The organism is Halobellus sp. (assembly GCF_042218505.1).
GTDB lineage: Archaea > Halobacteriota > Halobacteria > Halobacteriales > Haloferacaceae > Haloquadratum.
On record NZ_JBDGQZ010000020.1, the window covers coordinates 12,708 to 35,522 of the forward strand.

A 22,815-nucleotide genomic window follows, 5' to 3' on the forward strand; every position below is an offset into this window, starting at 1 on the left:
GATGGTCGCCGAGGAGTCCTCTGGCGGCGAGCGATCCGACGGATCGGCGACGATCCCGCTCGACGGCGACGTCATCCAGTACACCGGCGCGACGGCCAGCCTCGCCCCCGAACGGCTCGGGCCGTTGCTTCGCCGCGTCCAGTCGGCGCTCGCCGAGCGCGCTGGACGCTACCGCCGCGCGTACGAGCGGGTGTTCGTCGACGAGTCGCGGTCGGTGTACCTCTGTCCCGAAGGGGAGTTAGCGGCACTCGGCGCGGAGTTGGAACTCACCGACAGGGAGGTCGACGCCGTCCGGCGCGCGCACGGACAGCAACTCCGCCGACTCGGGACGAAGACAGACCGGCGAGACGAGTTCGAGACGGCGCTGGAGATCCGCGAGGCGGTGGTGATCGGACACGAGGGGGGAAGCGAGGAGACAGGGGGCAAAAAGGGGGAAGGGAACGACGACACGGCGCTCGGCTCGGAGCCGTAACTCAGGATTCTCGGCCCTGCTCTTCGGCGGAGCTCGACCGTTCTTCGACGGCGGTAAAGTATCGCGAGAGGAAGGCTACGCGCGAGTCGTCGTCCTCGTCGGAGGCGGTCGTCTCGGTGAACGAAGCCTCGTGCTCGATGTCGGTCAGCAACGATTCGAGGTCGGCGCGGGGCTGGTGACAGAGGTCGCGGTAGCACTCCTTACACAGGTGTTCGAACGATTTGCCGTGTCGCTCCCAGCGGTTGCCGTGCTTGTCGTACTCCCGTGCCTCCGAACGCGGGAGCGATGTCCCGCAGGCGATACAGACTACCGTCGTTTCATCCCGGTTGTTCCGGGAACGCCACATACGGAGACGCACGCACCACCCGCACTTAGCGTTTTTCCGCGAGCGACCGTCGACGTCGGACGAGTGTCAGCGCTCCGGCGGACGCGCTCCCCGGGCGAACTGTGTCGCGCCATTTATTCGCCGGCGCGCCGTGCGACCCGATATGCAGGTCAAGTCCAGACACCACCTCCGTGCCGACGAGATCGACGACCTGGAGACGCAGATCGAATCGCGGACGGGCGTCGAACTCGACGGCGACACCTACGAGATGGTCGAACTGGCCGACGAGCCGTTCGACGTCGTCCTCGTCGAGGGCGACCCCGACGTGGTCAGATTCGACGCCGGATCCGACGCGGGCGTGGAGGCGTTCTTGACCGTTCAGGGCGCAAACCGCCACGGGCCCTCGGCCGGCGTGGTCACCGTCGACGCGGGAGCGATCTCGTTCGTCAGCGACGGCGCGGACGTGATGCGACCCGGGATCGTCGAGGCCGACGACGACGTCGCCGAGGGCGATCTGGTCACGATCGCCGAGGAGACCCACGGGAAGGTGCTAGCGATCGGTCGTGCGCTCGTCGACGGCGAGGAGATGTCCGGCGACGCAGGGAAAGTCGTCGAGTCCATCCACCACGTCGGCGACGCCCTCTTCGAGTTCGCCGTCTGAGCGTCGCAGAACGAGACGGCCGAGAACGACGCGTCAGACGCACGTCTGACGTAAGAACTAACGTGGTACTGTCGTTTGAGGTTGGTATGGGGATTATGAGCAAGATCATCAGCGGGGGCGGACAGAACACGACTGACGAGTACATAGATCTCGACATCGACGGCGTCGAGACCTCCCGTGGTGACGCCGGGATGAGCGTCCGGATCGCGACCATCAGCGGTCAGCAGGACGTCGTGGACATCAAAGACGCCGTCTACGACGGCGATCTGGTGATCGCGGACATCACACGCCACACCACGAGCGACAGTACGATGGAGCGCATTATGGACGATCTCCGACAGGTAGCCGAAGAGGTCGACGGCGATATCGCCCAGAAGGGCGACGATCAGGTCATCATCGCGCCGACCGGCGTCGGCGTCGCCCGGCGAAAACTGAACTGACGTGAGCAACGACGACACGGGGGCGCGTCGGTTCTGTCGGCCGAAAATGTATGTTTTCGTTTCGAAACGTCGAGATATGACTGGGTCGACAGTCTCGGCAGCGGAACTCGTCGAGTAACTCGACGCGCTCGGTGTGGACGCGGGCGACGGTGCGACAACGGCAGCGTAGACTGCACTCCAGACGGCGGTCAATCTCAACGCCGTCGCGATCGGCCTGGGGCTCGAAGCGGTCATATACGACCCGGGCCGGTTCCCCGGAATCGTGTACGAGCCAGACGCGTCCGAAGATACGGTCGTGGTCGTGTTCGGCAACGGAACGCTGTTCGTTGATACCGGTGCGTCGACGGGCGTCCGCGAGATCGTCACGGAAATAACGGCGGAACTCGTGGACATCGGGCTGCTCTCCGATCCCGACCCCAGTGCGGGGTTCTCGCTCGCGCCGGCCGAAGTCCCGGTCCCACCGGAGTACGAGGAGATGGTGACGGAGACCGTGGCGGAGCGGCATCCGGGAGTGCAGACGGATCGGTGTCTGCGGACGCTGTGAGCGCCGCCGCGCAGTGTCACAACTGCGAACACGAACTCGAGGGAGGCGAGAACTTCTGCCCACAGTGCGGCGAGGAAGTGCGTCCGGGTTGTCCCGCCTGCGGACACGAACTCGGGGGCGAGGAGAACGTCTGTCCGGAGTGCGGGACCGAACTTGCGGCTGAGTGATGTCGCCGACCGCACGCCGTGTCTGTGGATCACCCTGTCGGGCGCCTTCCACACGCAGTACCCGGACCGCTCCATCGGGTTGCCGACCGCGCGCCGTGCCCGGACTACCCGACCGGGTGGGGTGCCAATCGCTCGCACCGCCGGAACCGACGAACTTTCCTCTCCGCTCTCCATAGCCAGCCGTAGATGAGTAAGGACTTTATCGAGGTCCGGGGTGCTGAGGAGCACAACCTCGAGGACCTCGACGTCCGGATTCCGCGCGAGACGTTCACCGTCGTCACTGGGCTCTCGGGGTCGGGTAAATCGTCGCTCGCTTTCGAGACAATCTACGCCGAGGGCCAGCGTCGGTACATCGAATCGCTGTCGGCGTACGCCCGCAACTTCCTCGGGCAGATGGACAAGCCCCAGGTCGAGTCTGTCGAGGGGCTCTCGCCGGCAATCTCGATCGATCAGAAGAACGCGGCCAACAACCCGCGATCCACGGTCGGGACCGTCACGGAACTCCACGACTACCTCCGACTGCTGTACGCTCGCGTCGGGACGCAGTACGATCCCGTGACGGGCGAGGAGGTCGGCGAGCAGTCGGCCGGAGAGATGGTGAACCAACTGCTCGAACTCCCGGAGGGGACGCGCGCGAAGATCGCCGCGCCGGTCGCGCGCGACCAGAAGGGCGCGTTCGAGGAGCTGTTCGAGGACCTCGTGAGCGAGGGATACGCGCGGGTCGAGGTCGACGGGGAAGCGTACGACCTCACCCTCGACACGCCCGATCTGGACAAGAACTACGACCACACGATCGACGTGATCGTCGACCGGGTGAAGATCCGAGCCGCGGATCGCTCGCGGCTCGCGGACTCCGTCGAGACCGCCCTCGAGAAGGCCGACGGGGTGCTGAAGGTGATCGTTCCCGATCCGCCGGCGGACGTGCCGTTCGCGTCGAACACCCGCTCGACCGGCGCGCTCGGGGGCGAGGGCGACGACCGACTCGTCCTCGAGTTCTCCGAGGAACTGGGGAATCCGAACTCGGACTTCCAGTTCTCCGAGATCGAGACGCGGTCGTTCTCGTTCAACAGCCCGTACGGCGCCTGTCCGGAGTGCGAGGGACTCGGCCAGACCAAGGAAGTCGACGAGAATCTCGTCGTCCGCGATCCCTCGAAGCCGATCAAACACGTCTTCGAGGCGTGGTCGTACAACCGCTCGTACTATCGAACGCGCCTGGACGCGGTGGCCAAACACTTCGGCGTGAGCGTCGAGACGCCGTTCGAGGAGCTCAGCGAGGACGTACAGCAGCAGTTCCTTTACGGCACCCACCGGGAGGTCGTCTTCGAGCGACAGACCAGAAACGGAACGCGGCGGAAGACCAAGCGCTTCGAGGGCGTCATTCCGAATCTGGAGCGCCGCCACGTCGAGACCGACTCGGATTCGACGCGCGAGCACATCGAGGACTATATGGCCGTCACCACCTGTCCGGTCTGTGAGGGGACGCGCCTGAAGGAACAGTCCCGGCACGTCCTCGTCGCCGGGACCTCGATCACCGAAGTCAATCAGATGAGCATCGGCGACGCGCTGGCACACTTCGAGGGACTCGAGTCGGAACTCTCAGAACGGGACAAGACGATCGCCGAAGAGATCCTCAAGGAGATCCGTGCACGACTCGGATTTATGGAGGAGGTGGGGCTCGAATATCTCACGCTCGACCGCGAGGCCGCGACGCTCTCCGGCGGCGAGAGTCAGCGGATTCGGCTGGCCACGCAGGTCGGCTCAGGACTCGTCGGGGTGCTGTACGTCCTCGACGAACCCTCGATCGGGCTCCACCAGCGCGACAACGACCGTCTGCTCGACACGCTGGAGGGGCTCCGTGACCTCGGCAACACGCTTCTAGTCGTCGAACACGACGAGGAGACGATGCGGCGCGCGGACAACATTATCGATATGGGCCCCGGTCCGGGGAAGCGCGGCGGCGAGATCGTCGTCCAGGGCGACTTCGATGACGTCTGCGACGCCGACAGGTCGGTCACGGGCGACTATCTGTCGGGACGACGGACGATTCCGGTCCCCGACGAGCGCCGCGACAGCGACACCGCCCTCCAGATCCGCGGCGCGCGCCAGCACAATCTCAAAGACCTCGACGTCGCGATCCCGATCGGGCAGTTCACCGCCATCACGGGCGTCTCCGGTTCGGGGAAGTCGACGCTGATGCACGAGATCCTCTACAAGGGGCTGGCACGGGAGATGAACGACAACACCTCGGTGGATCCCGGCGACCACGACGCGATCGAGGGGATCGACGAGATCGAGACCGTGCGGCTGATCGATCAGTCGCCGATCGGGCGGACCCCGCGCTCGAACCCCGCGACCTACACCGACGTCTTCGACTACATCCGCGACCTCTTCGCGGAGACGAAACTCGCGAAACAGCGCGGCTACGAGAAAGGGCGCTTCTCGTTCAATGTCAAGGGCGGGCGGTGTGAGGCCTGCGGCGGGCAGGGAACGGTGAAGATCGAGATGAACTTCCTCTCGGATGTCTACGTTCCCTGCGAGGAGTGTAACGGCGCCCGGTACAATGACGAGACGCTCGACGTCGAGTACAAGGGCAAGACCATCGCCGACGTACTCGATATGGAGGTCTCGGAGGCGCTGTCGTTCTTCGAGGCCAACTCGCAACTCCGGCGGCGACTCAAGTTGCTCGAAGACGTGGGTCTCGGCTATATGACGCTCGGCCAGCCGTCGACGACCCTCTCGGGCGGCGAGGCCCAGCGCGTGAAACTCGCCGAGGAACTCGGCAAGAGACAGACTGGCGATACCCTCTATCTCCTCGACGAACCGACGACTGGCCTCCACAAGGAAGACGAACGTAAACTGATCGAGGTGCTCCAGCGACTCACCGACAACGGCAACACCGTCGTCGTGGTCGAGCACGAACTCGATCTGGTGAAGAACGCGGACAACATCATCGACCTCGGACCAGAGGGCGGCGAGGGCGGTGGTGAGATCGTCGCGAACGGAACGCCCGAGTCGGTCGCCACTGTCGAGGCGTCTCATACCGGTCGGTATCTCCGAGACCTGCTCCCGGACGTCGATGCCGAGGGGCCACGTGCGGATCGACGTACACCCACTAAGCCGGCCAACGACGACTAAGCGGACCGCGATGATATATACGAAGCCGAGACCAGAACCCCCGTGACGTAGCAGTCGTCCCGCGTCGGCAGGGGTCGCTCGGCACGTCGGCGCGGGAAACAGGGCGGAGGTGCCGACAGTTCGCCACGAGTGCCAGTGTCCACTGCGTCGGTCAGCACGTGTCAACGTCCGGTGTGTCAGTCAACGAGCGTCCCGCACGGCCAAGTGACAGAAGCGCTTACGGAGGGTATGGCCATCTGTTACGCCGCCTCCCGGGCCAGCGTGCTCGTCGTCCACAACGTCGCGGAACCGGACACCGGCCTCCGGCCAGCGGGAACGCTGTCGCTGACCGAGCACAGCATCGAGTGCCTCGACGCCACGAGCGACGCGCGGGAGCGAGCGTTCTGCGGAACGTTCGACGCCGGACTGCACCGGTCGACAGACGGCGGCGGCACGTGGGAGCGAGTCGGGGAGGCGACGCTCCCGGAGTCGGTGACGAGTGTGACCGTCTCGCCGCACGATCCGGACGTGGTCTACGCCGGGACGGAACCGAGTGCCGTCTTTCGCTCCGAGGACGGCGGCGACACCTGGTCGGAGTTGCCGGGGCTGACCGACCTGCCGTCGGCGTCAGCCTGGGCGTTCCCGCCCCGCCCGGACACCCACCACGTCCGCTGGATCGAGGTCGATCCGGGGGATCCCGACCACCTCTACGTCGCCGTCGAGGCCGGCGCGCTGCTTCAGACTCACGACGCCGGCGACACGTGGGAGAAGCGATCGCCGTCCACCCGCCGCGACACCCACGAGATGGCGATCCACTCCGATGAACCCGGCACAGTCCGGGCGGCAGCAGGCGACGGATACGCCGAGAGTCACGACGCCGGCGAGACGTGGTCGTTTCCACAAGACGGACTGCGTCACCGCTACTGCTGGAGCGTCGCAGTCGATCCCGGCGATCCGGACCGAGTCCTCCTCTCTGCGGCGGCAAGTGCCCGTCGAGCACACCGGTCTGCGTCCGCGGCGTCGTATCTATACCGCCGAACCGACACGGGAAGCGACGCGTCGGCGTGGACACGCCTCACCGACGTCGACGTCCCGACGGGCGAGGGCGTCCTCCGGGCGACGCTCGCCAGCGGCACCGAGGCCGGCGAACTGTTCGCGCTCACCGATCGGGGGCTCTTCCGGACCGTCGACGGTGGCGGCTCGTTCACCCGTGTCGACGTAGCGTGGCCGGAATCGTTTCGGGACCAGACGAGCCGCGGACTCGCAATCGTGTGAGCCAGCGTCACAGCGCGTGAGGACGGCCGACGAAGAAAGTATTTGCCGGCGGGACCGATAGAAAGCGTTGATGTACGACTTCGCGGTCGTCGGCGTCGGTCCCGCGGGTGCGCGCTTCGCCCGGCGCGCGGCCGAGTCCGGATACGACGTCGTCGCCTTCGAGCAGGGGACCGTCGGAACGCCGCTCGCGTGTTCTGGACACGTCAGCACGGATATCTGGGGGTACGTCCCCGAGACAGCGAAAGCCGACCTCTTCCAGAACCGCGTGTACGGCGCGCGTTTCCACGTCGGCGGACCCGACTCCGCGACGTATCCCTTCTACAAGCGCGAGGAGATCTCGAACGTGATCGACCGCGTCGGACTGGATCGGACGCTCGCAGAACTCGCGCGTGAGGCCGGCGCGGACGTTCGCGAACACCACACCGTCGTGGACGTCGACGAACGACACGACGGAGTGGCGCTCACGGTCTCCCACGACGGGGGGACCGAAACCGTCCGCGCCCAGATGGTCGCCGGATGCGACGGCCCGACCTCGCGGGTCCGAAAACAGTGCGACCTGCCGGAACCCGAGGAACTCCTCCACGGCGTCCTTGCGTTCGATTCCGAAGCCGACGACGGCGACTTCGTCGACGTGCACCTGACTGCACCGCGGTTCTTCGCCTGGCGGATCCCTCGCGGTGACGCCGGCGTCGAGTACGGCCTCGCCGCCCCGCCCGGCCGGTCGGTCAACGAACTGTTCGGTCGGCTGACCGAGGACTACGCCGTCGAGACCGAGCACTTCTGTTCGGGCGCGATTCCGATCGGTCCACCGGAGCGCGTCCACAGCCGCCGGGTCTTCCTGATCGGAGATGCCGCCGCACAGACGAAGCCGTTCACCGGCGGCGGGATCCTCTACGGGATGACCGCCGCCGACAGCGCGGCCGACACGATCGATCCGGCGGACCCAGCGACGCTGCGCGATTACGAGTCGGCGTGGCGGTCGGCACTGTCGCGGGAGATCGCCCTCGGCCACTGGCTCCGGCGGGCGTACTCGCTTCCGGGACCGGTCCAGCAAGTCGGACTCCGAGCGCTCTCCGGCGAGATCGGCGTCCATATGGACCGCCCCAGTTCGTTCTTCTCGCGCGATCACCTGCGAAAGGTACTGGGATTGTGAGAGACAGCAGCACTGCGGTTCGATTGCGTTCGCGCTCAGCCCGGTTCTGACCCGGAGGGGGCGTCGTAATCGAAGGCAGTCGCGCCATCGTCGGCGTCAGTCGGGCGGAACTGCAGCGTGACCGTCGCAGGGTTGGCGTCGTCGTACAGCACGCGACCGCCGACGCGTTCGGTCGTCCAGCGGACGAGCCACAGGCCGACGCCGCCGCTGTGCTCTGTGGGGCGCTCTTCGTCCGCGCGGAAGACGTTTCGCTCTTCGATCGGAATCCCCGGTCCCTCGTCGGTGACCGAGAGCGACGTCCAGCCCTCGTCGGCGGTGATGGTGATCGTAACCGGCGGAGTACCGTGTTCGGCCGCGTTCTCGACGAGTTCCACGATCCCGAGTTTGATGCTCTCGTCGGCGTGGACGGGTGCGGTGTCGGGGAACTCGGTCCGGATCTCGACGTCGTCATACGCGCTGGATATCTCCTCGATGGCCTCGGTTGCGACGTCGACGAGGTCCCGGCTTCCCAGGGCCTGCGACGTCGAATCGATGATCTGCCGGAAATTTCGGGCGGTCTCGCTCTGCTGGAGGAGGTCCTCGCCGGCGCGTGCGATCCGTTCTGCGACGTTACGGACCGATTCGTCCTCGTGTTGGGTGAGTTGCGCGGCGTAGCCGGTGACGACGTTCATCCGGTTGCGGACGTTGTGTCGGAGCACTCGGTCGAGCACGGACAGACGCTGTTGCTGCCTGACTGACTCGGTGACGTCTCGCTGGAAGCCCAGATAGTTCGTCACCTCGCCCGCTGCGTTCCGGACGGGCGTCACCTCGAGCGCGTTGTGGAACGGCTCGCCGTCCTTTCGGTAGTTCAGTATGGTCACAGAGGTCGGGCGTTCCGCGTCGAGTCCACGGCGGATGTGGCGGATGGTCTCGTCGTCGGTGCCCTCCCCCTGGAGGAACCGACAGTTGCGGCCGATAACGTCTCTGGCGTCGTAGCCGGTGATCTCGGTGAACTGATCGTTGACGTAGATCAGCGGATTGTCCGGGAGGCTCGGGTCGGTGATACTGATGCCGACGGACGCCTCGTCCATCGCGCGTCGGTAGAGTTCGAGGCGCTGTTCGCGGTCGATCCGCTCTGTTACGTCCTGTGCGACGACCAACCGTTCTTCGCCCTCGCCCGTCTGCACCGCCGCACACTCGCAGATGGCCGCGGCCTCGGACGCGTCGAACTCGACAGTCCAGAACCGCGGTCCGCTGGCGTCGACCTCCGCGGGGGCATCGGTGAGCAGGCGCTCGACGATCTGACAGTCGGAGTCAGCGACGAACGAGACGAGGTCGCGGTCGCGAGCCGCCGCAGCGTCGACGTTCAAGAGTTCCTCTGCGGCGGAGTTAAGCGCCACAATCACGCCGTCTTCGACCAGCAGTTTCGGACTCGGGGCCAACTCGAAGAGTCGGCGATACCGTCGTTCGGCTTGTCGGAGTTCCTCGGAGAGTTGCCGGCGTCGAGAGAGCGTATCGATTCGGAACCGGAGTCGCTCCGGATCGACCGGGGTCGTGACGATGTCGTCGACCAGTGCGCGCGCGTCCTCGTGAAGCCGCTCGAAGGCACCTGTCTGGCTCTCGACAAACAGACAGGGCAGGAACGAGCCGTCGCGTCGGGTTGCCGATCGGAGTTCGGCCTCGATCCCCAGCAGACCGGGACCGTCGGCGAGACAGACGTCGAACGCTGGGAGCGGCCGACCGTCGTCGGCGTCGCGACGGTCCACGAGGTGATACGCGGGAGTCTTTCGGACCCACTTGACAAGAACGCGCCGGTTTCCGGCGTCGGCGACGGCGACGAGCACGCCTGTCGTCTGAGTGTGTGCGTGCATCAGTCACCGCCGAGTATGAGGTTGTTGTGGTTTGCGAGGGGCTTTTGCGACGGTGGATCGCTCGGCTCCGTCGAGGCGATCGACGACCGGTGAGTCAGTCTGCGAGGCGAGTGCGGCTCGACGGACGAGCGAACTCGCCGCTGTGTACCCCGGTTCATCGTCGACGGTCAGTGCCCGTGCAACCGCCGTTCCCGACACCGAGAGAGGCGACGGTATCGACCGGCCGTCGGAGGTAGCACTTCACGCTCGGTTTCGAGAGCGCGAGGGTATTTATTGTTTCCACCGACGTGTTGACTGGGTTATGTTGTTCTGCGGGCGTAAGAGACGTAGCGAGTCCGTCTTAGAGGTCCGAATACGTTGGGAGACGCGCCGATCGGGCGGTTCCCTCGACGAACGGCAGCGGTGTGTGGGTTGCAGCGGAGCGCCCGGCCGCCGTTGCGACCGACAGCGACGCCCCGCCCTCGAGATCAGTGTTGAAATCGACGAGCGCGAGGGCGATCGGGCGGTCGAGCGACGGGCTCTCTATGGCGCGGGTCACCTGGCCGACGATGTCGCCGTCGCGTTCGACGTCTGCGCCGTTCGCAGGGAGCGCGTCGCCGTCGAGTTCGAGGCCGACGAGGCGACTGCTCGGCCGGCCGCGATTTTCGACCTTCGAGACGACCTCCTGTCCCACGAAGCAACCCTTCTCGAAGTCGACCGCGTTCGCCAGTCCGAGCACGTTTGGGATCTGCTCCGCGAGTTCGGTGTCGAAAAGCGGCGTCCCGGCTTCCGTTGTGAGCGCCTCCCAGGTCTGGTAGCCGAACGGAACGGCGTTCATACCGCGCGTCAAGAGCGTCTCGAAGACGCGTTCGGCGGCGTCGGCGGCGCAGACGACCTCGTAGCCCTCCTCCCCCGTGGGCCCATCGGCCGCGATCACGGTGACGCCCTGATCGCCCATCGATCCCCTGACGAAGGAAAGCGGCGGCTCCGGCGCGGCCGCCCCGGTGAGAACGCTCGCCACCTTCTCGGTCGATTTCGGGCCGTGAACACCGAAGATGGCGAAATCTGTAGACGCCTCGCGGATCGTGACGTCCTGAATGAAGATCTTCTCGGACCAGTCGTCGGCGAGTGGCCCGGCCCGCGTCGGCGGCGTGAAACAGAGGAGTCGCTCGCCCGCGTTGTAGACGTACATATCCGTCTCGATGCGGCCCTGTGGATCCAAGAGAAGTGCGTAGACGCCCGCACCGTCTTCCTGCGGGACGCGGTTCGAGACCGTGTCGTCGACGAAGTCCAGTCGGTCGTCGCCCTCGACGACGACGACACCGTACCCCATCTCGATCACGCCCGCGCCCTTGCGGACGGCCCCGTGGGTCCGCGCGGGACGGCCGTAATCGCGGACGAGTCGCCGGCCGTCGCGCTCCTCGAACGTCGCGCCGTGTGCCTCGTGTTGCTCAGTGACGACGGTCATCGTCTACGTATGGGGGACGGGGAGGGAAAACCGCAGCGTCACGTACCGCCCGAGTGCGTCTGGTCGACGGTGCCACCGGCGACCCCTCACAATGGCTATAGTAGCGTTTGTAACTGATTGCACACCCGATCGCACGCAGTCGTGCGATCGAGTGGGCGAAGGCTTGCAAACGCGACTGTAGTCTCACTGTTTGCCAGTGATCGCCGCCCACGTTCACGGCGACCACCGGTACGAGGCGAGACTGTTTGTTGTCAGAGACCGAATTTGTTGCGAAGCGCCTCCATAATGCTCTGTTCCTCTGGCCGATCCGCCTCGGGGTCCGGGACCACGCGGTCGGCGACGAGAATCACGACACGGTCGTCGTCTCCGTTCTCCACGGAGATGAGTTCGTCCCGCTTCAGCGCCGCGAGGGCCTCCTCGATCTCGTCAATGTCGGAGTCGACCGCCGCGCGCACCTCGAAGACGGTCATTCCCTCCTCCGCACGGTCAACGAGAGCGTCGAGAACCGCTACTTCGATGTCAGACCGGTCTCGGAACTCGCGCCGCGCTCTCATAACCTACCGTTCGCTCGCATACGGTATACGCTTACCGCCGAATCGGGCGGGAGGACCCCCCGCGTCCTTCCGTCTGCCGTCCGTCAGACGCAGGAGGTACACTTTTGACGCTGACTGCCGGAAACACGGATAATGGGACTCAAGTGCCGTCTTCTCGGGCATACGTATGAAAACCCCGAGGTTGAGCGAAATAGGGAGGAACGTGGCGACGAGGTGGTCGTCACGATCCGGGAAGTGCAGACGTGTGTGCGCTGCGGCGACGAGCAGGTCGTCAGTCAGAACAAGGAAGTGACAACGATCCGGTCGCCCGCGGAGGTCGGCCTCGACGAGTCCGCAGCACAGGCGGGCGGGAGTGCCGGTCCCGCGAGCGCCGAGGGCGACGAATCGGCCGCGGCGGCCGCCGGAGAAACGGCGTCGCGGCCGGGTGAAGACCGCAGCGCGGGCGAAGCGGCCGACGCACCGTCAGATGCGGAAGCCGATCCGGCGGCAACGACCGAAACTGAAGCCGATCCCGGCGCGGAGTCGCCTTCCACGGCCGCGAGTGCCGACGGTGAGGCGATTGCCGATGCGACCGAGACGGTCCAGGCGATCGACGAGGCGGAGGCCGACGACGGCTGGGAGACGGGCAGCGACAACTGGGAGGGCGTCGAGACCGATCCCGACGCCGACGACGCGGTCATTCTCGACGGCGAGGCGGGCAAACGAGACGAGACGCAGTGGCCCGAGGAGACCGACGCCGATCCCACCCAGGCCGCAGCGGAGTCCGCGGCCGCCGAAGAGGACGCAACGCCGTCCGAGGACGCGGACGAGGAAGTGACGAACGACGCCGAGATTATCGACGCCGAGGATGGGAGCGGCCCCGGCGCGACCGAGATGACCGCCGGTCGGGAGCGCGGCGAGTGGCACGGGCGCGATGCGGGGTCGTCCGGGTGGCCGGACCACGACGGCGACGACGAGGGCTTCGACGCGACGACCGACGACACCGACGTCGAACTCGGCGGTGGTGGACTGACGCCCGAAGTGAACGGGCACGCCGGGGCCGACCACGAGGAGTCCATCGACGGAATCGCGGCCGAGGCCGAGCGTTCGGGATCACCGCAGTCGCGTCCAGACCGGAAAGAGGACCCAACGGCCGCCCAGGAAACCGACTCCGGTCAAGGCTTCAAGCGTGCTAATGAGTCGACGACGCTGGAGTCCGACGTCCCCGACGACCGCGTGGAGTTTTACTGCCCGAACTGCGGCCACGCGCGGCTCGCCGGTGCGTCCTCGATGCGGGCCGGCGACATCTGCCCCGAGTGCAAGCAGGGGTATATCGCCGAGCGCGAGCGGTAGCGCGGGTCGTCGAACGGTGACGAAACAAGTAAACCATCTGCTAGCGAATCACGGCTTATGAAGGAGTACAAGATGCGTCGTGGGGAGACCCTCGAGGAACGCATCCCGGATATGGAGGCGACCGTCGAGGCGTACTTCGGTTCGATCACGGACACGGTGGAGTACAAAGACAGCGACCTCTACGTCGTCGAGGAACCGGACAATCCCGTGTTTCAGCGCATCGTCGCTGGCACGGTCTCATACAGCGGCAAGAAGGACCGTCTCGGCGTCGAGTTCGAAGAGCGCGATCCCACGGAACTCGGTCCCGACGACCTCGAGGCCGCGGGCGACGCCGTCGATGCGAAGAACGATTTCCTGCTGGAGGCCACCGGTCGGGACGCGAAGTCCCGGCGGGACTCGATGAAGCGCGCCGTCGAAGATGACGCGCCCGACTACTGAAACTGTCGGATACGGACGTCAAAAACGATTCGTTAGCCCCCGAATGACGACAACTCGACCCAGGTTCGTAGCCGGTCAGAGGAGTGCGTTACAGCAGCTGTTGCAGGCGTTTCACGATCCGAGAATGGCGTCCGATCGGCGCTCGAAAGCGACGGCCACAGCGGCCGAGAACCCGCTTAATTAAGTGTCGCCACTACGCGTATCGACACGATGGCCTACTACGTGGGCGTCGATCTCGGGGCGACGAACATCCGGTCGGTCGTCGCCGACGGCGACGGGACGGTTATCGGCTCTGCAGACGACGGCACCCCCCAGGGGCCCACCGGAATTGCCGTTACCGAAGCGGTCCTCGGTGTGGTCCGTGAAGCGTGCGCCGCGGCCGGGATCGACCCCGAACGGGCAAACGCGGCCGGCATCGGGGCGATCGGCCCACTGGATCTGGCCGAAGGGACGGTCGAGGACCCGGCGAACCTCCCGGACACGATCGACCGGATCCCGCTCACGGGCCCCCTCTCGGTGCTTCTGGACACGGACCGCGTCTTTCTCCACAACGACACCGTCGCGGGCGTGATCGGCGAACGATTCCACTCCGAGCGCAACCCCGACGATATGGTGTACCTCACGATTTCCTCGGGGATCGGCGCGGGTGTCTGCGTCGACGGCAACGTCCTCGCCGGGTGGGACGGCAACGCGGGCGAGGTCGGCCACCTGACGCTCGATCCGGAGGGGAAGATCACCTGCGGCTGCGGCCACGACGGACACTGGGAGGGATACTGCTCCGGCAACAACATTCCGAACTACGCCGAGTATCTCGCCGAGGTCGAAAGCGCCGAAACGGTGCTACCGATCGGGGATCCCGACTTCTCGGCGGTCGACGTGTTCGAGCACGCGACCGACGACGCGTTCGCGGCACACGTGGTCAGCCGGATCGGCCACTGGAACGCGATGGGTGTCGCCAACATCGTCCACTCCTTCGCGCCGATCGTCATCTACGTCGGCGGCGCGGTCGCACTCAACAACTCCACGCGGGTGTTAGAGCCGATCCGCGAGCGGATGGACGAGATGGTGATGACGAACGTCCCGGAGATCAGGCTGACGACGCTCGGCGACGACGTCGTCGTGAAGGGGGCACTCGCGAGCGCGATGACCGGCGGGACGGGCGACCGGACTCGGTTGTAAGCATACAGCGCGGCCACCGCGGGGGCCGCGAGAAGCGCGCAGAGCCGAAACGTTCACCAGGGAAGACCGTGATACACTTTTCTTGACCGCGTCCGGGGGTGAGTACAACCGCAAGGTACCAATGGCTCGAACGCGAACTAATGACAATGAGCGACTCCGAGGACTCCCTTCGCCATCGAATCGAGACCTGGATGGTCGGTCAGATGCCGATCATCCAGATGCACGGCGGCGAGAGCGTCGTCCGGAAAGCCGACCCCGACACGGGCGAGGTCGTGGTCGAACTGGGCGGGGCCTGCGCCGGGTGTGGCATCTCGAACATCACCGCAGACAACATCAAAGCCGACCTCATTATGGACTTCGAGGAGGTCGAAGACGTTCGAGTGAAGGTCCCCAGCGCCGGTGACCACGGCAGCAGCACTGTCGAGGGCGGTCGCGGCGGCGAACTCCAGTACGGAACCGAGGATCCGGGTCACTTCTGACGCCGACGACCGCGCATCGTCGACGGCGATAGACCGCTGGACAGCCACTGAGGCAACCCCGCAGAGCGACGAGCGGTGACAGGTCACGCTTTTTGTCCGCGCACCCCTACGAGCCACTGTGAGCGACACCGGTGGCACACGGGAGTTCGCCTTCGAACTCGGTCTCTGCGCGCAACTCGAGTCGACGACCGACTGGATCGTCGGACGACAACTCGGCGGGGCCGTCGACCGAACCGGTCGGCGCATCGTCGACATCGTCGGTGTCGAGATGGGCGCGGCGTTCGACGACAGAGCGGCGATCACTGACCGTGCGATCCCCGTCCGTGCTATCGAGAGCGACGTCGGCGTCGGCGAGGCCGTAGCGCGGCGGCGAGCGATCCGCGAGACGCCTGGGCTGAACGAAACGCTCGTCGAACGAGCCGTCGACATCGGCTTCTTCGCAAGCGAGCGTCGGAGCGGCCGGGCGTATCTCAGGCAGACGACGCGCTATCCCGACGCGTGGTTCGACCGACTCGTTGGGATCGAAAACAAGCCCGATCTGGGCTCGCCGGGAGCACTGGAACGCCAACTCCGGACGGACGTGTCACTCGGCCTCTTCGATCACGTGATCCTCGCGACCGAGAGTCACGTCACTCGCGCGCACCTGAACAGGATCCCCGAGGAAGTCGGCGTCTGGCGCTTCCAGCCCGAGACGGACAAACGAGCGGTGATCCGAGAGCCGACAGCGCTCCCGACCGACGATCCGGGCGTCGAACTCGTCGAGCGCCACCCCCTCGAAACGGAGGTCGCAATCGTCGGTCGAGCGGCGAAGGCGGCGGCACGGCGGCGAATCGCCGAGCGCGCATACGGCAAGGGTTGGCGGACGTACGACTTCCCGTCGTGTGCGCACGCGACGGCAACGCCCGACGGCCGCCCCCGGTGTACCTACTTCGAGCGAGTCGTCGATCCGGGGCGGGCCTGCGGTGCCGACTGCGACGCTCGCGAGTCCGCGTCGCCGCCTGACGTCGATGTCGATACACTCCGGGCGTCGCGGACAGCGTGGCGACGGGATCCAGCGGGTTTCAGGCGACAGCAGTCCGGGCTCGACCGATTCCAGTGATTTGAGAACGTCCAGAAACACCGCTCGAGACCGAATAAGCCGTTTCTAAGTTGTTGAAAATCAGCCTGCGTTTATACTTATCCCGCGTTCGCATATACGAATGTGAGGTGACCGACGATGGCAACTTCCACAAAAACGACGGTCTCGAACGTGGTCGAATTCGACCTGCAGGGGACGCTTGCAGGCTACTGGGTGGCTGTGCTTCGCGTGGTGACCGGGTACTGGTTCCTCCACGCGGGCGTGACCAAGTACCTCGCTGCGGAGCCGTTCAGCGCACAAGGGTGGCTGGTCAACGCCACTGGCGGGAGCCCGATCACCGGGTTCTTCGTCTGGGCGGGTCAGACTCCCTGGATGCTCGAGTTCGCGAACGTTATGATCCCGCTGGGGGAGACGCTCATCGGGCTTGGCCTCGTGGTCGGCGCGCTCGTCAGACTGGCGAGCTTCTTCGGGGCCTTCCTGATGGTGTTCTTCTACCTCGGAAACGCCGCGTGGAGCCACGGCCTGGTCAACGGTGACCTGATGGGTCTGCTGCTCTTCGTGACGCTCGGCATCTTCGGTGCGGGTCGGGTCCTCGGGCTCGACTCCGTCATCGAGGAGATGGACTTCGCGGACAACCGCATCGCGAAGTACGTACTCGGGTGACGCGGTTCACCCATTCCGGCGCCACCGGAATTCGGATTTCCCTTCTCGCGGTCGGTTCGCGGCGAATCGTCGTCTCAGGCTTCGACAGTGACGTCACGGAACTCGAAGCACGCGCCACCGCGTTCGTATTCGCTCTCGCTAAGTCAGAATCGCCACCCGTCCGCCGTAGCGATCTGCTTGACGATTGCGAGGCCGAAGCCACTCCCCGATCCTGAGTCGTGTCCCCGTCTCGAAGAGACGCTCGCGGTCAGCCTCGGGGATCCCCGGACCGTCGCCGGCGACGTAGAGCCCGGGAACACTGTCGAGTGAGTCGACCCGGACAGTCACATCCGTTCCGCCGTGTTCCGCGGCGTTTCGGCAGAGATTCTCGAACCACCCGACGATGAACCCGACTCCCGACCCGATAGCGACGGCCCAGCGCGCTCAACTGCGTTCGACGAAGTCGGACGCCGGCGGGACCGCGAGCATCAGACCGACGTTGATCGACAGAAAGCCATCCCCACCGGCAACCGTCCACTGACCGATTCGCCAGTGGCGGCGGTTCGGAAGCCCGGTTCTCGCCGTTCGGTAGCTACCGTACACGAGTCCCAGGGCGCTCCCCGGACTCGCGGCGTGTCGCAGTGGACCGAAATCCGGATCGAGAGACGCGGGCATAGACAACGATGCGTGCTGCAGGTCGTATCAACAGAATCCGTTCTACCGATGGTGATTCTATAAAATCCTCAATACTTCTGGCCGTCACCTGCGAATCAGCGGTTCCAGAACTCTGTACTCACAGTTCGTAGACCTCCCCGTCGACCGCCAGCGGTTCCTCGAAGGCCTCGTCGACAGGGTAGAAGTGCGCGGTGTGGACAATCCGCGTCTGCGACGCGTCCAGTTCGTCAGCGAGACTGAGCGCGCCCTCGCGGGTCATATGCTTCGAACCGAACGTTCGGGGCACGCCGTCGTCGTCGTGGTGGTCGCCGCCGAGCGGGTGCTTCGCACAGAGCGACGCCGGGACGATACCGTCAGCGAGAAACAGGTCGGGGTCCCGCAGGGCTGCTCGCGACGGGTCGGGGACGGCGTAATTGGTGTCTCCGGAGAGCGAGAGTTTCGCGCCGGTCTCGGGGTCCTCGATCGCAAGCCCGTAGCAGATCAACGGCGGATGCTCGACGGGAACGAGCGTCGCTTGCAGGCCACAGATCTCGAAGGGTTCGAGCGGGGGTTGCGGGTGGACGCCGACCCGATCGAGGTAGTCGTACTTCCGACCCACGGTCTCGGCGACGCTCTCGTCAGTCACGGGGTCGGTCTCGTCGGCGGCGTAGATCGGGAGGTCGTCGAACAGACGAAAGGCGTTGCCGAGACCGTCGAGGTGGTCGAAATGAATGTGGGTGACGATTCCGGCGTCGGGCAACGGGACCTCGCGCGTCAGGAACTGGTGGCGGAAGTCGGGGCTGAAATCGACGAGCAGCGAGTCGCCGGTGCGCTCGTTCTCGACGTGAACCGAAAAGCGCGTGCGTTCGATACCCCGCCGGTGCGCTTCGGCGCAGGTGTCGCAGTCACAACCGGCCGTCGGTGTGCCCGTCGTGTCGCCCGTTCCGAGAAGCGTGACCCGCATCGTCAGGGGTTGGATCCGACAGGTGATATATTGTTGGCTCTCCGCCGCGCGGATCGACCGCTTGTCGTCGCCTGTTGGAAAAGCACTTGCCAGTCCTCCAGAAACGACGGAGTCGTGTCTCCCGCACCTCCTCCCTCCGATGGCGACGAGCAACCACAGTGGGGTGCTGTTCGTCGACGGGTCCTCTCCGGTATCGTGGTCGGCGCGACCGCCGGTCTCGCCGGCTGCGGTTCGCTCGGGAACACCGATACCGCAGCGTTCCACGATGGCGATTGGCACTCGTACGGAAACGGCCCGGAGAACCGGAACCGCGTCGCCGCCGGCGCGCCGAAACCCGCTGATGTGAGTCGGATGGTTCCAACCGGCTGGGCGTACGCGCCGCCGGCCGTTCACGACGATGTCGTGTACTTTGCCGCCGAGAAGCGGGTGACCGCGAGCGGCCTCGACGGGGTCGAGATCTGGACGGAGCGTCTCGACGGCGAAGCGTTCGGCATCCCCGCGCTCGATCCCGACCGTGGGCGACTGTACGTTCCGATGCGTGGCGCGGGCTCGACTGACGTCGATCCGGAGCCCGCATCAGTGGCTGCGTTCGCGATTACCGACGGCGAGCGCCTCGCCACGTATCGCGTCGGCGACGAGGCGACGTACGGTGTGAGCGTCGTCGACGGCGACGTCTACGCCCGGAGCGCGACGACGTGTGTCAGGTTCGGTCCGGACGGAACGGAGCGCTGGCGACGTTCGCTCGACCCGCTCGTCTACGACGAGTACAATCTCGGCGATTCGACGGCGACGCAGATTCCGCCGACGGTGACCGACGACGCGGTCTACGTTCCCGACCGGGACGCGCTGGTAAAACTCGACCGCGAGAGCGGGGATGATCGCTGGCGTGTCTCCGTCGATACGCCGTACGCCGCGGCAGTCGCTGACGGACGCGGCGTCGTCCAGACGGCGCACCAGGAGGTCGTCGCGGTCGATCACGCGGGTGAGGAGCGCTGGCGGCGCGACCTCCACAGTCGTGCCGCCGCCGCCCTCGCCGGTGACGACATCTACGTGAACGCGAGCGACGTCCACGAACTCGACGCCACGTCAGGCGAGACGACCTGGCAGGCCCACATACCGAGCGAGGGGACGGCCGCGCCAGTCGCGACAGACGATACCGTCATCGTCGCGGGGAGCGGCGTCCGCGCATTCCGGCGAGCCGCCGATGGGCTGTTCGCGCCCGACCGACTGCGGTGGGAGGCCGAGTCCTCGACCGCGACCCCGTACGCGTCGCCGGTGGTCGCAGCCGGTCGGCTGTTCGCCGTGGGAACGTTCGGACTGGAAGTGCTGACCCCCAAAGAGCCGTAGGCGACGTCTCGCTCGCCTCAACCGACCCGTCAGACGGCGGAGCCAGCGAGGCCCCGTCAGTGATCGTGGGAGTGGTCGTGCGAGTGGCCGTCGCCGCCGTCGCCGGCGACCAACTGGTCGCCGTCGGACATCATATTCATGTTCTTGAGGTTGTCCCGCTCCTCGAAGTCCTCGACGGCTTCGACGATGTCCTGCTGGGTGAGCGTCGTCCGCTCTTCGGTCAGCGCCTCCAGAACGGCCTCCCGGAACACCATCCGGAGGTCGGAGCCGGTGAGTCCCTCGGTGAGTTCGGCCACCGCCTCGGGGTCGAACTCGGTGATGTCCATCCGGTTGGTGATGATTCGGAGGATGTCCGCACGCATCTGGGTGTCTGGTTTCGGGAAATTAACAATTTCGTCGAAGCGCCGCCAGGCGGCGGAATCGAGTTGGTCGGGGTGGTTCGTTGCCCCGATGAGGATCACCTCGTCGCGGATCAGCGAGATGTCGTCGATGCTCTTCAACAGCGTGTTGACTGCGCGCTTCAGCGCCGCGTGCTCGTCGGAACGACGCGTCTTCGCGATGGAGTCGAACTCGTCGATGAAGAGGATACACGGCGAGAGCCGTTTTGCGACCTCGAAGGTCTTCTCGACGTTCTTGGCCGTCTCACCGAGGTACTGGCTCGTGATCATCGAGAGTTTGACCTCGACGAACGGAAGCCCGAGTTCGTGGGCGAGTGCCCGCGACACGGTCGTCTTGCCGGTCCCTGGCGGCCCAACAAAAAGGATCTTCCCGATCTCGCGGAGGCCGATCTCCGCGAGGTACTCGCGGTGTTCGATTGCTTGCATCAGCTTGTGGATCTCGCCCTCCTGGTCGGTCGTCAGCACGAGGTCGTCGAGGGTCATCTCGATCTCCTCGGGCGCTCGGACCTGGACGAGATCGAGCATCTCCCCGTCTTCGTCCTCGTCGAAGTACTGCTCGAGCAGGCTGTCGATCCAGACTCGATCCGCCTGAATCGGGCGCGTGTGCTCTCGCGCTTCGTCGTGCGTTACGTCGACGTCGTCGCGCCCTTCGACTGCGGCCGCAATCGTCGGGTTGGTCTCCAGTCGCTCGCGGTCTGCACGGTCGAGGTACCACTCGGTCGCCATTTCCGGTTGCGTAAGCGACAGCCGCCCGGAGAAGTCCTCCTGCTGGGTGAAGAGCAGGTCGGAGATCGCATCCCAGGGACGCTCGACGCCAGTGGCCTTGCGTGCGACGCTTTCGGTGACGACGAGTGGTCGCTCGATACCGACGACGCTGGACTCCGCCTCGTCGTCGTCGTCTTCCGGTTCGCTCCAGAAGACGCGTCGGTATCGAGGCGGGAGATCGTTCTCGTCGAGATCGCGGTCCTCAGTGTAGAGGTGTGCCGTGAGGAGGAACTCGACAACTTCGAGAGCCCGGTTACTCATCCCAAAGACGTTGCCGGTTCACCCGCATAAGCGCGTCGAAAGCGCCGGCACCGATCCCCGTGTGCTAACCTGCTGGTTCTGCGACTTTTATATCACCAGGCCCCGCACGCCTGGGTATGCCAACCCCAGTGATTACCGCCGCGCACCGGACGCCGTTCGGGAAGGCCGGCGGCGTCTTCGAGGACGTCAGGAGCGAGGACCTCTCGGTCTCGCTCATCGACCACATCTTGGCCGAGACCGGCCTGACGGACGACGACGTCAACGACCTGCTGTGGGGCGTCGCCCAGCAGCGCGGCGAACAGGACAACAACGTCGCTCGCGTGATCGCGCTCCTGTCCGAGTTGGGTGAGTCCGTCCCGGCGACGTCGATCAACCGCTGGTGCGCCTCCTCGATGGAGGCGATCGTCTCCGCGTCGAACGCGATCGCTGCGGGCAACCGCGAGTGTATCATCGCCGGCGGGGTCGAGTCGATGTCGCGGGTGCCGATGGACGGCGACGCCTACCAAGACCTCCATCAGGGACTCGCCGAGAAGTACAACGTTCCACGACTCCAGATGGGGATGACTGCGGAGAAGGTCGCCGAGGAGTACGACGTCTCGCGTGAAGCGCAAGACGAGTACGCCGTGCGCTCACATCAGCGGGCGGCCGAGGCGACCCAGTCGGGTCGGTTCGAGGACGAGATCGTCTCCTTGGAGGTCGACGGCGAACCCGTGGCCGAGGATGAGGGTATTCGCCCCGACACGTCGATGGACGCCCTGTCGGAATTGCCGCCGGCGTTCACCGGCGACGGGACCGTCACCGCCGGCAACGCCTCACAGATGACCGACGGCGCGGCCGCGACGCTCGTCACGTCGCAGTCGTTCGCCGAGGACCGCGGTCTGGAGATCCTCGCGGAGGTCGGCACCAACGCCGTCGCCGGCGTCGATCCGACCGTGATGGGCATCGGCCCCGTTCCGGCGACGAGAGCCCTCTTGGAACGCGCCGGGACCGATGTCGACGACTACGGCCTCATTGAACTCAACGAGGCGTTCGCCAGTCAGTGCGTCTACGCACGCCGCGAACTCGGCATCGACGAGGAACGGTACAACGTTAACGGCGGCGCAATCGCCATCGGTCACCCACTCGGCGCGTCCGGCGCGCGCCTGCCCGTCACGTTGATTCACGAGATGCGCGACCAAGACGTCGACCGCGGGCTCGCAACGCTCTGCGTCGGGTTCGGGCAAGGCGAAGCGGTGGAGTTCCTGCGGTAGGCACCGGCAGGATATCGAGCGCTACT

Annotated in this window: 24 protein-coding genes; 16 read left to right on the forward strand and 8 right to left on the reverse strand. The window is 65.8% G+C overall.

Going from position 1 to position 22,815, the window contains the following annotated elements:
* The first annotated feature begins 1 nt into the window (after nt 1).
* Nucleotides 2-472 (forward strand): hypothetical protein, encoded by a 471-nt coding sequence (locus tag ABEI27_RS06685; RefSeq protein ID WP_375798633.1) that lies wholly within the window; start codon nt 2-4, stop codon nt 470-472.
* A 1-nt stretch (nt 473) separates the two neighbouring features.
* Here the strand turns inward: ABEI27_RS06685 and ABEI27_RS06690 are convergent, their stop codons facing one another.
* Complete coding sequence (locus ABEI27_RS06690) at nt 474-818, reverse strand: hypothetical protein (protein ID WP_375798634.1); 345 nt, start codon at nt 816-818, stop codon at nt 474-476.
* A gap of 142 nt (nt 819-960) precedes the next feature.
* Between ABEI27_RS06690 and ABEI27_RS06695 the strand changes: the two genes are divergently transcribed.
* The 7 genes from ABEI27_RS06695 (at nt 961) to ABEI27_RS06725 (ending at nt 8,151) form a co-directional block, all read left to right on the forward strand.
* On the forward strand, nt 961-1,458 hold the full coding sequence (locus tag ABEI27_RS06695; protein WP_375798635.1) for an RNA-binding protein: 498 nt from the start codon (nt 961-963) through the stop codon (nt 1,456-1,458).
* Between the two features lie 86 nt (nt 1,459-1,544).
* A complete protein-coding gene (gene sepF / locus ABEI27_RS06700) occupies nt 1,545-1,898 on the forward strand; it encodes a cell division protein SepF (RefSeq protein WP_375798691.1) in 354 nt (117 codons plus the stop codon).
* Nucleotides 1,899-2,130: 232 nt separating this feature from the next.
* Nucleotides 2,131-2,442, forward strand: a complete 312-nt coding sequence (locus ABEI27_RS06705) for a hypothetical protein (protein WP_375798692.1) — start codon at nt 2,131-2,133, stop codon at nt 2,440-2,442.
* On the forward strand, nt 2,424-2,609 hold the full coding sequence (locus tag ABEI27_RS06710; protein WP_375798636.1) for a zinc-ribbon domain-containing protein: 186 nt from the start codon (nt 2,424-2,426) through the stop codon (nt 2,607-2,609). Before ABEI27_RS06705 ends, ABEI27_RS06710 begins: the two co-directional genes overlap by 19 nt.
* Nucleotides 2,610-2,795: 186 nt before the next feature.
* The gene (uvrA, locus tag ABEI27_RS06715) at nt 2,796-5,744 is read left to right on the forward strand and encodes an excinuclease ABC subunit UvrA (protein ID WP_375798637.1); all 2,949 of its coding nucleotides are present in this window, start codon (nt 2,796-2,798) and stop codon (nt 5,742-5,744) included.
* Nucleotides 5,745-5,972: 228 nt separating this feature from the next.
* Nucleotides 5,973-6,998: a WD40/YVTN/BNR-like repeat-containing protein gene (locus ABEI27_RS06720; protein ID WP_375798638.1), complete on the forward strand. Its 1,026-nt coding sequence runs from the start codon at nt 5,973-5,975 to the stop codon at nt 6,996-6,998.
* Nucleotides 6,999-7,068: 70 nt separating this feature from the next.
* Nucleotides 7,069-8,151, forward strand: coding sequence for a geranylgeranyl reductase family protein (locus ABEI27_RS06725; RefSeq protein WP_375798639.1), 1,083 nt, complete (start codon nt 7,069-7,071; stop codon nt 8,149-8,151).
* Between the two features lie 35 nt (nt 8,152-8,186).
* On the opposite strand, the gene ABEI27_RS06730 is transcribed toward ABEI27_RS06725, so the two are convergent.
* From ABEI27_RS06730 to ABEI27_RS06740, 3 genes are all read right to left on the reverse strand, one after another.
* Nucleotides 8,187-10,001 carry a PAS domain S-box protein gene (locus tag ABEI27_RS06730; RefSeq protein ID WP_375798640.1) on the reverse strand — a complete coding sequence of 605 codons (1,815 nt, stop codon included), beginning with the start codon at nt 9,999-10,001 and terminating at the stop codon, nt 8,187-8,189.
* A gap of 340 nt (nt 10,002-10,341) precedes the next feature.
* On the reverse strand, nt 10,342-11,448 hold the full coding sequence (locus ABEI27_RS06735) for an aminomethyltransferase family protein (RefSeq protein WP_375798641.1): 1,107 nt from the start codon (nt 11,446-11,448) through the stop codon (nt 10,342-10,344).
* A gap of 251 nt (nt 11,449-11,699) precedes the next feature.
* Nucleotides 11,700-12,002 (reverse strand): DUF6432 family protein, encoded by a 303-nt coding sequence (locus tag ABEI27_RS06740; RefSeq protein WP_375798642.1) that lies wholly within the window; start codon nt 12,000-12,002, stop codon nt 11,700-11,702.
* Nucleotides 12,003-12,134: 132 nt separating this feature from the next.
* On the opposite strand from ABEI27_RS06740, the gene ABEI27_RS06745 reads away from it, so the two are divergent.
* The 6 genes from ABEI27_RS06745 to ABEI27_RS06770 all read left to right on the forward strand — a co-directional run bounded on the left by ABEI27_RS06745 (nt 12,135) and on the right by ABEI27_RS06770 (nt 17,171).
* Nucleotides 12,135-13,334, forward strand: a complete 1,200-nt coding sequence (locus ABEI27_RS06745; protein WP_375798643.1) for a hypothetical protein — start codon at nt 12,135-12,137, stop codon at nt 13,332-13,334.
* A 57-nt stretch (nt 13,335-13,391) separates the two neighbouring features.
* Entirely contained in the window at nt 13,392-13,772 is a 381-nt protein-coding gene (locus tag ABEI27_RS06750; RefSeq protein WP_375798644.1) for a DUF5611 family protein, read from the forward strand.
* A gap of 210 nt (nt 13,773-13,982) precedes the next feature.
* Entirely contained in the window at nt 13,983-14,951 is a 969-nt protein-coding gene (locus ABEI27_RS06755) for an ROK family protein (RefSeq protein WP_375798645.1), read from the forward strand.
* 146 nt (nt 14,952-15,097) lie between these two features.
* Nucleotides 15,098-15,430 carry a NifU family protein gene (locus ABEI27_RS06760; RefSeq protein ID WP_375798646.1) on the forward strand — a complete coding sequence of 111 codons (333 nt, stop codon included), beginning with the start codon at nt 15,098-15,100 and terminating at the stop codon, nt 15,428-15,430.
* A gap of 118 nt (nt 15,431-15,548) precedes the next feature.
* Complete coding sequence (locus ABEI27_RS06765) at nt 15,549-16,529, forward strand: DUF5787 family protein (protein WP_375798647.1); 981 nt, start codon at nt 15,549-15,551, stop codon at nt 16,527-16,529.
* Nucleotides 16,530-16,646: 117 nt separating this feature from the next.
* Nucleotides 16,647-17,171, forward strand: a complete 525-nt coding sequence (locus tag ABEI27_RS06770) for a DoxX family membrane protein (RefSeq protein ID WP_375798648.1) — start codon at nt 16,647-16,649, stop codon at nt 17,169-17,171.
* 138 nt (nt 17,172-17,309) lie between these two features.
* Here ABEI27_RS06770 and ABEI27_RS06775 read toward each other — a convergent pair whose 3' ends face one another.
* The 3 genes from ABEI27_RS06775 to ABEI27_RS06785 form a co-directional block, all read right to left on the reverse strand.
* Nucleotides 17,310-17,498 carry a hypothetical protein gene (locus ABEI27_RS06775; RefSeq protein ID WP_375798649.1) on the reverse strand — a complete coding sequence of 63 codons (189 nt, stop codon included), beginning with the start codon at nt 17,496-17,498 and terminating at the stop codon, nt 17,310-17,312.
* A 96-nt stretch (nt 17,499-17,594) separates the two neighbouring features.
* On the reverse strand, nt 17,595-17,825 hold the full coding sequence (locus tag ABEI27_RS06780; protein WP_375798650.1) for a hypothetical protein: 231 nt from the start codon (nt 17,823-17,825) through the stop codon (nt 17,595-17,597).
* Between the two features lie 118 nt (nt 17,826-17,943).
* Nucleotides 17,944-18,768 carry an MBL fold metallo-hydrolase gene (locus ABEI27_RS06785; protein ID WP_375798651.1) on the reverse strand — a complete coding sequence of 275 codons (825 nt, stop codon included), beginning with the start codon at nt 18,766-18,768 and terminating at the stop codon, nt 17,944-17,946.
* Between the two features lie 114 nt (nt 18,769-18,882).
* On the opposite strand from ABEI27_RS06785, the gene ABEI27_RS06790 reads away from it, so the two are divergent.
* Entirely contained in the window at nt 18,883-20,115 is a 1,233-nt protein-coding gene (locus ABEI27_RS06790) for a PQQ-binding-like beta-propeller repeat protein (RefSeq protein WP_375798652.1), read from the forward strand.
* A gap of 56 nt (nt 20,116-20,171) precedes the next feature.
* Here ABEI27_RS06790 and ABEI27_RS06795 read toward each other — a convergent pair whose 3' ends face one another.
* Complete coding sequence (locus ABEI27_RS06795; protein ID WP_375798653.1) at nt 20,172-21,539, reverse strand: ATP-binding protein; 1,368 nt, start codon at nt 21,537-21,539, stop codon at nt 20,172-20,174.
* A gap of 116 nt (nt 21,540-21,655) precedes the next feature.
* Here ABEI27_RS06795 and ABEI27_RS06800 point away from each other — a divergent pair, with 116 nt between their 5' ends.
* A complete protein-coding gene (locus tag ABEI27_RS06800) occupies nt 21,656-22,789 on the forward strand; it encodes a thiolase family protein (protein WP_375798654.1) in 1,134 nt (377 codons plus the stop codon).
* Nucleotides 22,790-22,815: the final 26 nt, after the last annotated feature.

Coding starts and splice junctions, on each gene's coding strand:
- ABEI27_RS06755 (WP_375798645.1), top strand. CDS start 13,983: ATGGCCTACTACGTGGGCGTCGATCTCGGGGCGACGAACATCCGGTCG.
- ABEI27_RS06795 (WP_375798653.1), bottom strand. CDS start 21,539: ATGAGTAACCGGGCTCTCGAAGTTGTCGAGTTCCTCCTCACGGCACAC.
- ABEI27_RS06685 (WP_375798633.1), top strand. CDS start 2: ATGGTCGCCGAGGAGTCCTCTGGCGGCGAGCGATCCGACGGATCGGCG.
- ABEI27_RS06695 (WP_375798635.1), top strand. CDS start 961: ATGCAGGTCAAGTCCAGACACCACCTCCGTGCCGACGAGATCGACGAC.
- ABEI27_RS06740 (WP_375798642.1), bottom strand. CDS start 12,002: ATGAGAGCGCGGCGCGAGTTCCGAGACCGGTCTGACATCGAAGTAGCG.
- ABEI27_RS06760 (WP_375798646.1), top strand. CDS start 15,098: ATGAGCGACTCCGAGGACTCCCTTCGCCATCGAATCGAGACCTGGATG.
- ABEI27_RS06785 (WP_375798651.1), bottom strand. CDS start 18,768: ATGCGGGTCACGCTTCTCGGAACGGGCGACACGACGGGCACACCGACG.
- ABEI27_RS06720 (WP_375798638.1), top strand. CDS start 5,973: ATGGCCATCTGTTACGCCGCCTCCCGGGCCAGCGTGCTCGTCGTCCAC.
- ABEI27_RS06690 (WP_375798634.1), bottom strand. CDS start 818: ATGTGGCGTTCCCGGAACAACCGGGATGAAACGACGGTAGTCTGTATC.
- sepF (WP_375798691.1), top strand. CDS start 1,545: ATGGGGATTATGAGCAAGATCATCAGCGGGGGCGGACAGAACACGACT.
- ABEI27_RS06735 (WP_375798641.1), bottom strand. CDS start 11,448: ATGACCGTCGTCACTGAGCAACACGAGGCACACGGCGCGACGTTCGAG.
- ABEI27_RS06780 (WP_375798650.1), bottom strand. CDS start 17,825: ATGCCCGCGTCTCTCGATCCGGATTTCGGTCCACTGCGACACGCCGCG.
- uvrA (WP_375798637.1), top strand. CDS start 2,796: ATGAGTAAGGACTTTATCGAGGTCCGGGGTGCTGAGGAGCACAACCTC.
- ABEI27_RS06770 (WP_375798648.1), top strand. CDS start 16,647: ATGGCAACTTCCACAAAAACGACGGTCTCGAACGTGGTCGAATTCGAC.
- ABEI27_RS06730 (WP_375798640.1), bottom strand. CDS start 10,001: ATGCACGCACACACTCAGACGACAGGCGTGCTCGTCGCCGTCGCCGAC.
- ABEI27_RS06745 (WP_375798643.1), top strand. CDS start 12,135: ATGGGACTCAAGTGCCGTCTTCTCGGGCATACGTATGAAAACCCCGAG.
- ABEI27_RS06800 (WP_375798654.1), top strand. CDS start 21,656: ATGCCAACCCCAGTGATTACCGCCGCGCACCGGACGCCGTTCGGGAAG.
- ABEI27_RS06750 (WP_375798644.1), top strand. CDS start 13,392: ATGAAGGAGTACAAGATGCGTCGTGGGGAGACCCTCGAGGAACGCATC.
- ABEI27_RS06725 (WP_375798639.1), top strand. CDS start 7,069: ATGTACGACTTCGCGGTCGTCGGCGTCGGTCCCGCGGGTGCGCGCTTC.